General features: G+C 49.2%; 11 protein-coding genes. 1 reads left to right on the top strand and 10 read right to left on the bottom strand.

From position 1 onward, the window contains the following. Positions 1 to 71: 71 nt before the first annotated feature. The 5 genes from ABIA61_RS10875 to ABIA61_RS10855 form a co-directional block, all read right to left on the bottom strand. A complete protein-coding gene (locus tag ABIA61_RS10875) occupies positions 72 to 875 on the bottom strand; it encodes a phosphotransferase family protein (protein ID WP_283654857.1) in 804 nt (267 codons plus the stop codon). Positions 876 to 920: 45 nt separating this feature from the next. Continuing rightward, the gene (locus ABIA61_RS10870) at positions 921 to 1,841 is read right to left on the bottom strand and encodes a PD-(D/E)XK nuclease family protein (protein ID WP_404520396.1); all 921 of its coding nucleotides are present in this window, start codon (positions 1,839 to 1,841) and stop codon (positions 921 to 923) included. Positions 1,842 to 2,006: 165 nt separating this feature from the next. After that, positions 2,007 to 3,302 (bottom strand): galactokinase, encoded by a 1,296-nt coding sequence (locus ABIA61_RS10865; protein WP_404520398.1) that lies wholly within the window; start codon positions 3,300 to 3,302, stop codon positions 2,007 to 2,009. A 295-nt stretch (positions 3,303 to 3,597) separates the two neighbouring features. After that, on the bottom strand, positions 3,598 to 5,121 hold the full coding sequence (locus ABIA61_RS10860) for a copper amine oxidase N-terminal domain-containing protein (protein WP_404520400.1): 1,524 nt from the start codon (positions 5,119 to 5,121) through the stop codon (positions 3,598 to 3,600). Positions 5,122 to 5,223: 102 nt separating this feature from the next. After that, complete coding sequence (locus ABIA61_RS10855; protein WP_404580718.1) at positions 5,224 to 6,888, bottom strand: PucR family transcriptional regulator; 1,665 nt, start codon at positions 6,886 to 6,888, stop codon at positions 5,224 to 5,226. 339 nt (positions 6,889 to 7,227) lie between these two features. Between ABIA61_RS10855 and ald the strand changes: the two genes are divergently transcribed. Beyond that, the gene (ald, locus tag ABIA61_RS10850; RefSeq protein WP_283654852.1) at positions 7,228 to 8,358 is read left to right on the top strand and encodes an alanine dehydrogenase; all 1,131 of its coding nucleotides are present in this window, start codon (positions 7,228 to 7,230) and stop codon (positions 8,356 to 8,358) included. A gap of 95 nt (positions 8,359 to 8,453) precedes the next feature. Here ald and ABIA61_RS10845 read toward each other — a convergent pair whose 3' ends face one another. The 5 genes from ABIA61_RS10845 to ABIA61_RS10825 all read right to left on the bottom strand — a co-directional run bounded on the left by ABIA61_RS10845 (position 8,454) and on the right by ABIA61_RS10825 (position 13,779). Further along, positions 8,454 to 9,002: a mismatch-specific DNA-glycosylase gene (locus tag ABIA61_RS10845; protein WP_283654851.1), complete on the bottom strand. Its 549-nt coding sequence runs from the start codon at positions 9,000 to 9,002 to the stop codon at positions 8,454 to 8,456. A 12-nt stretch (positions 9,003 to 9,014) separates the two neighbouring features. Continuing rightward, entirely contained in the window at positions 9,015 to 9,878 is an 864-nt protein-coding gene (locus ABIA61_RS10840) for an aldo/keto reductase (protein ID WP_283654850.1), read from the bottom strand. 57 nt (positions 9,879 to 9,935) lie between these two features. After that, entirely contained in the window at positions 9,936 to 11,174 is a 1,239-nt protein-coding gene (locus ABIA61_RS10835) for a beta propeller repeat protein (RefSeq protein ID WP_283654849.1), read from the bottom strand. A gap of 141 nt (positions 11,175 to 11,315) precedes the next feature. After that, a complete protein-coding gene (locus tag ABIA61_RS10830; RefSeq protein WP_283654848.1) occupies positions 11,316 to 12,770 on the bottom strand; it encodes a PstS family phosphate ABC transporter substrate-binding protein in 1,455 nt (484 codons plus the stop codon). Between the two features lie 244 nt (positions 12,771 to 13,014). Then, positions 13,015 to 13,779: a methyltransferase domain-containing protein gene (locus ABIA61_RS10825; protein WP_283654847.1), complete on the bottom strand. Its 765-nt coding sequence runs from the start codon at positions 13,777 to 13,779 to the stop codon at positions 13,015 to 13,017. Positions 13,780 to 13,838: the final 59 nt, after the last annotated feature.

Raw genomic sequence — 13,838 nt, 5'->3', positions numbered from 1 at the left:
GAATTGTAGATTTGCCATACACTCTTAGGCTGGCTTGTCGTAATGATACGGGCTAGATTGTATAAGCGTACCTATATGTTTTGGAGCCGATGATTAATCAGAAGCAGTAGCCACTCTTGCTCACCAGGAATTCCCTCTCGTAACCTGGCAGCCGCTACAGGTAATATCCAGCTATTCATGCTATCAGCTTTTATATTGGAGCTTCTGCAATATTCATTCAGGTAAGCTCTGTTTAGTATTCTTTTAAATAGACACAATAAAGGCTCCATCGTTCTTGGTGTCCCTGGTGGATTAAACGGAGAAAGCAACATTAATGAGGTTCTTGCTACATCGCACATCGGGTCTCCTATACTTGCGTTTGTCCAATCAATTGCGATTGATTGATGATTCGTCATTAAGATATTGTCGGGGTGAAAATCACCATGACAAACCCAATTACCAGTTGGTAAAGTGTCCATAAATTCACAAATCAGCTTTGTTTTCTCTCCCAATAATTCTTTGGAGTCATTTATTGCTTGCTCCAATCTGTCTTTTTGGCGAGGAAGCTTGGTCGTTGAACAGCGATGAATGCTCCAATGAAGCCAAGCCATTTCTCTTGCATATCTCAAAATTCTATACGGAGAGCTTTGTATCATAGCAAGCATAGATACTCCCGGAATTCGTTCGTAAAGCAGTCCATGTCGCCCCCCTTCTTCCAACATCTCGTAGACACTTGGCGCAGGTACCCCGGCTTCCTTTACGGCTGCGCTAATCTCGGCTTCAAATCGTACCCATTCAGGCTGATAGTTATCGTAATAGAGCTTTAAAACCTGCTGATCGCCCCATTCATAAACCTCAGCACTCATGCCTTTTCCTATCATGGCGCCTTTGTTCAATGTGATCCCTCCATCCGCATTGGTTGCACCTGTCACAATCCCATCCTATACCGCGCGGTACTTGCACACCTCCCGAAAATTACAGCCTCCACACGCTCTGCGGGATGGCATCGGCGTGAAGAAGGACTCGGGTTTCGGCCGATTATAATAATCATCATCGAGACAGGACTTCATTTCCTCGATGTATCGCCCGACATTGCCAACCACCTTGTCGATATCCTCCTGCGCAGGATGGTACACTTCATGCTCTCCGGTCATCAAATATTCCACACGTACCTCGATCTTCTCCAAGGGAAGCTGGTAATGCTCCTGAACATAGGAAGCATACAAAAATAACTGGTCGGAGAAGTCGCCTTCCTTGCCTGTCTTCCAATCTACGATAACCATGTCTCCATTACCTCTGCGGTAGAGCAAATCCATTTTGACATACACCTTGGTCTCATGAAGCAACATCGTATCCCACTTTTCCACCTCGACGATTCGCGCCTCACCCTGCTGCAATTCACGCCAAACCGCAGTCCGGTACAGATTGTGTACCACCGCATGCTGTCGCTCCTTAATCCGGGCAATTCGTTCCGGCAGCACTTCGTCATCATAATAAATTTCAGCGAGCATGATGCGATTTTTGGGGTCTTGCAGCCATAGCTCACGTTGTTGCAGCGATTCCTTGTAACTGTCATTCAGCATGTTCTTCATCGCTGTCTCCAGATACGCCGGACGTGGAACAGCGCCTTTTTCCACCCAACCACGTATGACCGATTCACACATTTGATGCGTAATATTCCCAAATAAAATATATAAGTTGCTCAGCTGCTTGAGCCGATACAACGTAACCTGCTCTTCACTGCCCTGTGCAGGGTTCCAGCCGTTATGCGAGCCGTAATAATGGTAATAGTATTTGCGTAGGCATTCATCGAACGTTTGGGCCCTCGATTGCGAATAGGACCAGGACGGGTACATAGCCATGAATAGGCCCTCCTTCGTTAAAACTTCCATGCTCTATTATACCGCAAGCCTGGACTGCATCGTCCAAAAAAAACGAAGACTTTAACCCAGAGGTTAAAGCCTTCAACGGTCTAGTATAGTCAATTCGCAATAACTCCTGAGATCCGTCCAACTCTGGCTTCATTTTCAATCCTTCGTTGCCGCATGAATCAAATCACTTACATTAACGGCACCCTGCTCACGGACGTTGACAACGAGTACCGGAGTTCCCAGCATTCCGCTGATCCACGTCTTATAATCGTCAACACAATCATTGGGAAGAATCGTCAAGATGACTCCAGCAAATCCACCACCATGTACCCTGCATGCGCTGTCATCTATTGATTGCAAAAACATTTCCGTTAATGCAAGCGCGACAGATACGTCCTGTTCCCGGTCAATCCCACTTCTATATACGTTTTGAAGCCATTTCCATGAAGAATTACCGGATTCGGTGACGAGCCTCAAGAAATCAGAAAAACGTCCCTCCTCCAGCGATTTCACCTGTTCATCGACACGTCTATTTTCTTCAAAAAAATGCAACGCACGCAGCACTGCACGATCTCCTGCTTTTTCCCTGACCATTTTGAGGTTGGCATACAGATCCTCCGGCGATAAGTCACGGCAAACAGAAGCACCTAAGGACTGAGCCACTGCACGCATTTCGTTGGGCACCGCCGCGTAATCGTCCGTTAAATCAGCATGATCTCCGCCTGTATTGACGATAACCAGGGAATATCCGTTTTCTTGAAAATTCCAATGAACTGGATTTATGATCGGTTCCTTGGGGTTTACAAAATCAATGGCAACCAATCCTCCATATGCGCAAGCCATTTGGTCAAGCAGTCCCGACGGCTTGTTCCAGTAGCCATTTTCGGCGTACTGGCCGATTTTGGATTTGACGACAGCATCCAACGCTCCCTCATTATAAAAATGACTGATTATCGTACATATCAACATTTCAAATGAAGCAGAAGAGCTTAATCCTGAAGCAGAGAACACATTGCTTGATATATAAGCCCGGAATCCTCCGATGCGATAGCCGAATTCGAGCAAGCCGGCCGCAATACCGCGGACCAGAAGCATCGTACCGTCATCCTCCGGTCGTGGTGACAAGTCATTTAAATCAATGACGTATTTCGTTTTGTAGCCTTCGGAAAAGAACGTAATTACAGGCTCCTCCACTTTAGCAGCTACAGCGATGGTATCAAGTGTAATACTGCCTGCCAGCACCTTCCCGTGATTGTGGTCTGTATGATTCCCCCCAATTTCGCATCTTCCCGGAGCACTAAACCATTCAATATCCCCGACGCCGAAGTGCTCCCGGTACGCCTGTAGAAGTGATTGATATCGCGTCGTTTGCTCTGCTACCTGCTGTTGACCGTACATTCGAGCAAGTACAATTTGTCCCTCACTAGAATTCAACAGTTCCATATCTTTCATCGTTATTTCCCCCTAGTAGGTAATTTCCACCGTGGCGCCTGGCCGCAATTATATATATGGCGCAACAACAATATAATTATCTCAATTTTCCCTGTGCAAAAATAGGGTACTATTTTAATCTGTAATCGCTTATTTAAATCGTTTCTGTGAGAATGCTTCCTTATTTTACGATAGATTAGATTCGTAAGGATATGCAAAAAAAGAACCGACCCTTGAACGGGCCGGTTCCTGTGTCTATACCTGCATATTCCATGCACCAGCGGTGCAGTTGGACACAGATATGTGGAATTTCTTTTTAGTCGCGTTTCAACACATACTCACCATTACTGTTACGGGTTACTGTAGCACCCAATGCTTCGGCAACCGATTTGAAAGGAACATACAGCGTACCATATTCATCCGTATATGGAGCTTGTGGCAGCGTTAATGTGCTTCCTTCCAGTTCAGCCTGTTTGGAGCCGCTTTTCAGCTTGATGGTCTTACCTGTAATATCATCCACAACTGTAATTTGCTTGGCAGCTGCATCCCATTTTAATTCGGAACCCAGTTCGTACGTCAGCTCACGCAGTGGAATGAAGGCCGTACCTTTACGATTCACCAGCACATAGTAATCGTCTTTAGGATCGAAAGTGGTTTCAACTTTTGTAATTTCCAAATCATTTTTTAAAATATTGTAGATCGGAGAGTTCGCATCAAAATTGCGAAGTGTCGCTCCTGGTGTTAATTCAGCTTGTTTATTCAGGTCGATTACACCATTGGAGATATCTACCTTGTCGGCTGTTACACTACCGTTTACGTTCCAGGATTGAGTTTCCGTAACAATCGAGAAGGACTTCACTGGAAGACTATCTACTTCTGGCAAAGCAACCGTCAGGTCTGACACTGATTTGCGAACATTTCCTTTTTCATCAAAATACATATCGGTTTTCAGAACCGTATTGGAACTCAGAACCGTTTTAATTTCAGGAGACTGTGCATATAAAGTGCTTACGCCTACATCATATTGAGCAACGGCCAGATCCAAATACTTTTTAACCTCGGTATAAGCCTCATTGACCAGTTTTTCCTTGTTCGTGTTCAGTTGGCTTGTGACTTGATCAGCACCATCAACATTCATGCTGGAAGCGATATTTTTAGTAAAATCAATCGCTTGCCCGATCAGTTCTTTCAAGCCTGCCTCGTCCTTGGCCAGATTGGTCAGGAACGGTTTTACCAATGTTACCAGCTCATCCCCACGAAGCTCCGCATGCAAGCGGGTCAGCTTCACTTTATCCTTCTCACCGTATACTTCCTCGGTTACAGACGTTGCAGAGATGGTCGAAGGGTTAGGAGCATGCTTGAGTACAAGTGCTGCGGCTGTTTTCGTCAGATCTCTTACATCTTTGGAGTATACATAAGGATCAAATCCGGCAGGCAGACCGCTCAAACTCTCCTGTGAGTTCAAAGATATGTAATAAGGTTTTTTGGCACCTTCCAGTTGAATAGCCACACCTTGACGGTCCAAAGCAATTTCAAACGGCAAATTATACTTGTCGATGTGCAATGTGCCCTTGGCGGAAGCGAGTTCCTCCGATTGTACCTTGGCCTCATCCACTGTTACGGAAATGGAATTGATTAAATCAACAATTTCCTGATCTCCTTGTGTAATGCCTGCTTTTGGAGTCAATTTAAGAGATATCTTCTCCGTTGACTGCTGGGATTTCACATCAAGTGTGCCCAAAAGATTTTTACTTACATCAAATCCGCCTACTGCCTGGCAACCCGTCAAAGCTACCATTAGCAGAATAAGAGGGACGGCAATCCATTTTTTTATATTCATATTAATCCCCTTTCAAAGATATTTCCGTTATCTCTTCTATTATCTCAGTGTTGACACGCATTGTAAATGAGTAGATTGAAAAATAGAAGTAGTCATTTAGGATCATTTTTCGGCCTGTAGCATCCGGTGAGCCAGCAATGCCATCTCCAGACAACGACGTTTATCCGGGTCTGCCAGATTTCCTCCTATGATCTCGTTAATTTTGTCCAGCCGATTGTAGAGAGTTTGCCTGTGAATGTACAGGATTCCGGCAGTATCGCGCTTGGAGCCATAGCATCGAAAATAAGCATCCAGCGTATCCAGAAGCTGCATATGGTGCTCACGGTCATGCGAAATCAGCCCGCCCAAATGATCCTGTACAAACTCTTGTAAAAAAGGAGTGCGGGGCACGGCCTTCAACAACTGATAGATTCCGATACTGTCGTAAAAAAATCGATCTCTCATGGCCGGAACGCTTCGCGCCACTTCAATAACCTGATAAGCCTCTTCAAAGCTACGGCCTGCTCCGGTCATCTGGTACCTCACTTTGCCGAAACCTGCATGAATGCGCACCTTGTCAAGCTGCCCAGCAGCATAGTTCTGAATATATTGCACGGTATGGGCAAGCACTTTCTTCATTTGTGCCCCGGAACGCAGAGTCAATTCCTCCTTGGCGCAAAGAATGTAGCACTGGTTACCCTTCATCATGAGCAGATTGTGCAGCGTCTCCTTTTTCAGCAAAGAACGGAGCAATACCAATATATCCTGGTTAATGGACTCCTTGCGCACCTGACTGGCTTCCTTATCCTGATGCTCCACCTCAATAACCCCAGCCCAAAATAAATACTGTCCCTTGGGCAGCAGACGCAGCCCCATCCGGGTCTGAGCCTGTTCCTCGCTGGGAAGCTGTCCGTTCAGCACATCCTGAATCAGTTCATTCTGGTTGCGTAACAACCGGTCTTCGAGGAACTGAGTTCTCAGCACCAGCGTAGCGGCTGCCTTGGCCGTGTAATCCAGCAGCAGTGACAGTTCTTCCGTCGGCGTTTCGCCATGCAGCACCAGAGCTACTGCGGAAAACACCTGCCCGAAGCAGACAACCGGCTGAAACAAGACGGCGGTGGATTCATTGAGATGAAACAGCAAGTGACCTTCCCGGTCAGACGTCATGCTGGATTCCACCTCATTGGCATAAAAATTCGCAATGCGGTCAGCCACATCAGGCTGGATAGAAGGCACGAACCGATTGGTATCAATGGAAGACATGTAGATGACCTGTCGGGCGGCATAATCATGAAGTACCCGTAAAAGGGCACTCATATCCGTGCTGCGCAGCGTCTCCTGCTGAAGCTGGCGCGAGAAGCGCTCCAGATCTTTCAGCAGTTCATGGTGGCGGTTAATAAGCAGGGAATGAATATCTTGCGTGATTTCAACAAAGCGTACCGGCTGTTCAAATACGATGACCGGAAAATGATGCCGTTCCGCCAGCTCCAGGATTTCCGGCGGAATCTCATGGATGCTCGTACCCAGCTCCACGCACAGTCCTGCGGCTTCGGAACGGATCAGCTGCTCCATATACTCAGCGCGTTCCTCCCCTTCCCGGGTCAGCCACAGGCCAGTCGTCAAAATCAGGTCATGACGGCTCACAAAGGGGGTTACGTTTGTGATTTCCAGCACATGGACCCAGCCGACCCGGTGACTCGTGCCCTGCTCCCCGGCCGCCAGCTTGGCCCGCCGGAATACCGGACGTTCCAGCACATCCGCAATGGTAAAGGTTTTTTTACCGTTCATCGGGATTCTCCTTATGTATATGTCTTTATGTCATTTTATATGACACCTATTCATCAAAAAGTCGAGCCTTGAAGTCAGATAATCCGACAAAATGTATGATGTCAAGGAGCTTTCCCACTTGTAAACTGTACCTAATCTAACATGAATTGCATTTGTCGGCTTGAGTCCATTTAACTAATTGGCAGGCTGCACAAAAATGATAATGCAATTTTTGAATCCGTTTGGTGCAGAAACATTGCAACACAGAAACACAGCAGCACTGCAACAAAGCAGCGCAGCTGCCCTGAAGAACAATTATTTGCCGTTGGATAACAATTATTTTCAGGAGAGGTGAACAAAGTGAACATTGGAATTCCGAAAGAGATTAAAAACAATGAAAATCGTGTCTCCTTGACACCTGCTGGTGCAGCTCAGATGATCCAGCACGGACATCACGTGTTTGTGGAAAGTCATGCAGGGGTTGAAAGTGGCTTTACAGATGGAGATTATGCCACGGCGGGTGCAACGATTGTACAGCACGCAGCGGATGTGTGGTCTCAGGCGGATCTGATTATCAAGGTGAAGGAGCCGTTGTCCTCAGAATACGGATATTTCCGAAAAGGGCTGATTTTGTTCACCTATCTTCATCTGGCTGCTGAGCCGGCACTGGCCCGGGCGCTGACGGACAATGGCGTAACTGCTATCTCCTATGAAACATTAGATGTCGGGGGAAGCCTTCCACTGCTCACCCCCATGAGCGAGGTCGCAGGCCGAATGGCTGTGCAAATCGGGGCACAATTGCTGGAAAAACCGAAGGGCGGCAAAGGCATTCTGCTGGCAGGCGTGCCGGGAGTCAAGCGCGGCAAAGTGACCATTATTGGCGGCGGGGTCGTCGGCACGAACGCTGCGAAGGTCGCCATCGGCCTCGGCGCGGACGTGACGCTGATCGATCTGAGCCTGCATCGGCTGCGCCAGCTGGACGATATTTTCGGCAACCAGCTTCATACGCTGGTGTCCACACCATCCAACATTGCCGAAGCCGTAGCGCAGAGCGATTTGCTGATCGGTGCTGTCCTGATCACTGGAGCCAAAGCCCCTCGTCTCGTAACGGAGGCTATGGTGCAGACGATGCAGCCCGGTTCTGTGATTGTGGATGTCGCTATCGACCAGGGAGGTATTGTCGAGACGATTGACCACATCACGACACATGATCAGCCAACCTATGTGAAGCATGGCGTCATTCACTATGCCGTAGCGAACATGCCGGGCGCAGTGCCGCAAACCTCGACGCTTGCTTTGACGAATGCGACGCTTCCCTTCGCCCTCCAGCTTGCAGATCAGGGGGTTCAGGAAGCCCTTCGCAGAAGCAAGCCATTGCTCAGCGGCACGAATGTCCTGAACGGTCATATCACCTACGAGGCGGTAGCCCGTGATCTGGGTTATCCTTACGTTCCGGTGGATCAGGCGTGGCAGACAAAAGCCTTAAAATAGAGTCGCGGTAGCTCAAAGAACCACACGTTCTTCCCCTCGGGGCATGACCATGTGGTTCTTTTTCTTCTAGCTGAATCCATTATTCTCGCTGCATATCAGACGATTTCTGCTGTCAGAAACGTCTGGAGACGGCGGTAAATATCTGTGATCTCTTCCAGTGACATGCGAACCAGTCCGCTGGACGAAGGGGCTACAAACTCATACATCTCGGGGATCAGCGGCTCGGGCTGGAATCCCCAATCTGCTTTGGATTTTTTACTGTATTCGGTATATACACCTTTGCCAACAAAGCAGGCAATCTTGGGACGGTATTCCTTTAGCTTGGCATACAGCTTCAGACGTCCTTCGGCGTATTCCTCGCGTGCAATGTCCTCCACTCCCCTCGTGGGCCTGGAAACAATGTTCGTAAACCCGTAGCCAAGCTTGAGCAGCTCCCGATCCTCTGATGGATCGTACAGGCGAGGGGTCAAACCCGCTCCCTCCAGTATGCGCCAAAAACGGTTGCGCGGGTTCGCATAATGATGCCCCACTTCTCCTGACTTCAAGCTGGGATTGAAGCCGATGAATACGACAGATAATCCGTAATCCAAATGATCATCTACCTCATGCAGCTCTGTCTTGGTTCCTGTTTCTCTCTCTTCCATGGCGCCCCTCCCTCAAACGATATCCAGCGGCTGCTTCTGCGTAGGCGGCGGAAAAGCTTCATCTATTTGTTGCAGTTGTTCAGGAGTGAGCCGGATATTCGCTGCCGCTGCATTTTCCCGTACATGTGATTCCTGTACCGCCTTCGGGATTGCCCAGATATCGCCATCTCGTATGACCCATGCGAGTGCAATCTGGGATGGCGTTACCCGGTGACTGGCAGCGATGTCCTCCATGACGGGATGTTCCAACAGCCCCCGCCGTAGACGTCCGCCTTGTGCAATCGGGCAATACGCCATCACAGGCACACCATGTGTACGGCTCCAAGGAAGCAGATCATATTCAATCCCCCGCGAAGCCGCATGATATAGCACTTGGTTAACCGCGCAGGTATCGCCTCCAGTCAGGCTCCACAGCTCCTCCATGTCGGACTTGTCCAGATTGGACACGCCCCAGTTGCGGATTTTGCCCTGCTCACGCAGTTTTTCCATGCCTTGTATCGTCTCTTCCAGCGGGATATTCCCTCGCCAATGCAACAAATACATGTCCATGTACTCCATTCCCATGCGGGTCAGGCTCGCTTCGCACGCTTGAGCCAGCCCTTGGCGGTCTGCATGATGAGGGTAAGCCTTGCTGACGAGATACACCTCGTCCCGACGGCCCCGAATGGCCTCCCCGACGATCTCTTCTGCACCGCCCTCAGCATACATTTCAGCCGTATCGACCAACGTCATGCCCAGATCCAAGCCAAGTTGAAGCGCGCGCACTTCCTCTTGCCGAAACGAAGCTTTTTCACCCATATGCCATGTCCCCTGTCCGATCAGTGGCACCTCACGGCCATCAGCCCATGTGATTGCACTTTTCTTCTGTTGGCTCATGTGTTCTCCCTCCTTACTATATCTGCTCAGGACTTATCTGCTAAGGACTACATCTGCTCAGGAACCTGATGCCGCAGGCTTGTCAAAGACATGGCTCTGGGTCCAATGCTGTCCACCATCCGAGGTGGTATACATAACCGGAGCCTTCTCTGAATCCGAGAAAATAGCCCAGCCCTCCTTGGCATTGGCCATTCCGATTTGCTGGCTACCATAGCCGTCAAAGCTTTGTTTGCCATTGTTCCACGTCTTGCCTCCGTCATTCGTCCAGCCGATGGTATTAGGCTTGTCGCACGGTGCGCAGTAGCCACCCATCAACGCGGTACTGCTGTTTACCGCATAGAGCATCCCCGGTGCCGCCCCTTCGTTCTTGGGAACCTGATGGTCTTGCTGGCTAATGCCGGGCGCCGGACCGCCGCCAGCGGTCGCATTGGCCAGCACAGCACGCCAGCTTTGGCCACTATCGGCGGTATGCCAAAGCGAATATGAGGTCTGATTCATACCCGTATCCCCAACCAGCTCAATCCAAGCGTTTCCGCGTTCTACCGAACGAATGATTACACCGTTCAGAGGCGCTTCGGTTGTCCGAGACAGAACGGTGGTCCACTTCTGACCGCCATTCATTGTATGTAAGATACGGAACGAGCCCTCTTTGCTTTGCGTTACTGCCCAACCGTTTTGCTGATCATGATAGTATGGTTCCCCAACGGTATGATCAGGTACGGGAAACGCGGACCAGGTTTGACCACCGTCCTTCGTATATTGATTTCCGCTGAATCCTTCCTTGGACGATACAAAGTGCAAAAAGCCCGCTTGTCCTTGCTTCGGCACCGTCCCGGTACTTTCCCAGCGTTGGCCTCCATCCTGAGTCGCCAGCAGCGTACCGCTGTCTGCCACGACGGCCCATGCCTGCTGCCCATTCAAGGCAAAAATTTGCTGCACTGTCCCTTGGCCCTGATATTGCACATCCCATGCCGCTCCGGCTGAACCGGATGTACCTGCGTCTGTCCGGGCAATCCAGCCCTTCCCGCCGATCCAGCCGGATTTACCGTCGATCAGGCGCAGCGCGGTAACATCGTCCATGCGAACCTTCGCCGCATTCGCATCTGTGGATGCTTGTCCACCTGCCCCCGAAGCACCCGGTTGCGCGGAAGCAGAGCCCTTTTGCCCATCCTGAACGGTTTGACCGTTCTGCTCTTGCTGTCCGGTTTGTCCTGCTTGTGTTGCACCTGCTCCACAACCTGCTGTCATGATGGATACGGCGAGCAAAAGCGCCCAGGCCGGTAATTTTTTCTTCATTTTCGTTCATCCCCTTACTGTGTTAGTACAATGCTGCTTGGGTATGTAATCGCAGCAAGGTATATCCTATGTATTACCCTGCTGTCTTCGTTTCACTCTTGACGGATGAAAACCCAAAATCGACGGTATGGAAAAACTCGTCTACGGATGTACAGGAACAAAACCGCCTTGTTCAATGATCCGTTTGCCATCTTCGCTTTGCAGCCACTGGAGCAGCCGTTGAACCGAAGGGCTGTACTTCTCTCCTTCCCGTGTGACCACGAACAATTGAGCGGTGAACGGATATTGTTGCGAACGGATATGCTCCTTGTTTGGCACTACTCCGTCAATGGACAAAAATCTAACTTCTTGCCGCTTATGCATCACATTGGCAAAATAATAAAACGAATACCCGAGCGCATTGTGATCCTTGTTATAATCGGCAACTGCATTAATCATACCACCCATGATGCCAATCGTGCGCTCCCGGGGCGGCTCGGCCATCTCATGGTCTGCCATCACTTTCTTTTGCATATACGTCTGACTTCCCGAATTTTCTTCCCGCTGATAGGCTACAATCGGCTGGTCCTTGCCTCCCACTTCACTCCAATTATGAATGGAGCCTTCATAAATGCGACGAATCTGCTTTGAGGACAAATTATGAACCGGATTATCAAAGTGAACGAGAAAAATAAACGCATCCCGCCCAATTGGAGTAAGCTTTATTTTCACTCCCTGACTTTTCGCAAGTTGCAGCTCTCCATTGGATGGTCCTGCCACCAGAATGAGATCCGCTTTCTTGTTGATCAGATTTACATACGCCTGATGCGTTGTGTTGAATCTCAATTCGTGCGCCGCGCGCGCCTTGCTCATTCCGGTCAGCTCATGCAGCATATCCTGTGCGAACGGAATCGCCGCTGTAGCCCCATCGACCACTGGAAAATCCCGTTCTGCGATCAACGGACGATGAGGCAGCATCAGTGCAATGGTCAGCACAATAACGAGCGCGGCAGACATGGCGGCAACGACCCATTGCCATCTACGATCTACCTTTCCGTTCTTTCCTGTCACCGCCGGATAACGATCCACCCCAACACCCACTACCATTCCGGCGATCGGCAGCAGTGCAGTCAGCAGAAACCAGATTTCACCATGCTGTGTATACGGCTCCAATACCTCCAGTACAGGCTCCGCCCACGCGTGATAGATTGAAAACAGTTGCCACGAGTCGCCCCACACTTCGGATGGTTGGCCGCCAGAGCCTTGTAACCCCACAATCCATAAACCCAGGCCACATAATAATGATAACAGCCCTGTCAGCATGAGCGGAAGTTTTCGCAGACTGAAAATACGCGCACTCCAGACACCGTAAGCCGCAAAAATCAGACCGATGATCCAGGCGTATAATATCATCATCACAATGACCGCAGTATCCGTCACACCTTCGCGCCTCAGCAGAAGCTGTACATTAGACGCCACAGCCATACTCCAAAATACATTAAACATGACTGAAAACAATCCAAACATAAATGTACCGCCCAGCCACGGCCAAAACCATGCTAGTCGCATGGAGGCGCCTGTTTCCCGCTCGGTTATAATTCCCTTTGGATCAGACATGTACATCCCCCTATATCTTTTAAATAAAATGAGTCTTTAAGCCACTGCTCTTTCATTGTACAATTATGGTAAAGATTAGTATACGAGGAGATGGTAAAAATGTCCTTACGGTATTTCACTGCCAACCGCCGCGTGGCTTTTGATTTTGTTTTTACCATAAAGGAGTACACCCAAAAAGGACAAAAAGAAGCCTCCTTTAGAGGAAGGCCTTCTCGGTATTATTCGGTATTATAATGTAACAATTCTATACTGCTCTAGCATGGATCAAAAAACGGTGCTGTTTCACGTCCCAATACCCATCACGTTGAATGTCCAGATGTAGGCCATACAGCTGTTCTATATATCTCTCTGGTTGAAAATCAGCAATCTGCCATTCAATCGCCTTTAAGTAGTAGACAAGCGCTCCAATATCGAAAAACCGCTGTATCGGAAACTGTTCCCGCTGCTCCACGATTTCGAAGCCGTTGCTTTTCAGACCGGTAATCGCTTGAGAAAGGGACCAGTCCGCATACTCGCTATAAGGCGCTCCCAAACGGTCGTTAATGCCCACACAATCCAGGCCCCCCACCTGTTGGGTCAAGAACATCCCGCCCGAACGCAAAATACGCCGCACTTTCGCTGGAGAAAATGCCTCATGCTTGTTCAGCACGAGATCGAACCCGTTATCATCCAATGGAAGTGAGTCGTCGTCATCTATAGCCATCACGCGTACGCCAAGCGGCTCCAATCGTTCCTTGGCAACAGGAATATTCGGTGCATATGCTTCTGTCGCGCATACGATCTCTGGAAAAGGACGCAGCCGTGACAAAAGTTCGCCTCCGCCTGTTCCCATATCCAGCATCGCCGTGGAAGAATGGATGAGCGTCATAGCCTTGCTGGCATAAGACCAGTCCAAGGGCTCGCTCGCTACGCGTCCTGTATCCGAGATGAATGAAAAATCCCATCCGGCAAAGGATTGCTTATAGTGATCCAACAACTGTATAAACTCACGATCTTCTGTATATCTCATATTGTACTGCTCCTTCCTGAATTGGGCTGGCATCATTTACCGAACATTATACTCTTTAC

This window comes from Paenibacillus sp. RC21 (assembly GCF_044907935.1).
In the GTDB taxonomy this organism is placed as follows: Bacteria; Bacillota; Bacilli; order Paenibacillales; family Paenibacillaceae; genus Paenibacillus; species Paenibacillus terrae_A.
The sequence above is the reverse complement of the archived record's forward strand: the minus strand, read 5'-3'. Positions and strand labels throughout refer to the sequence as shown.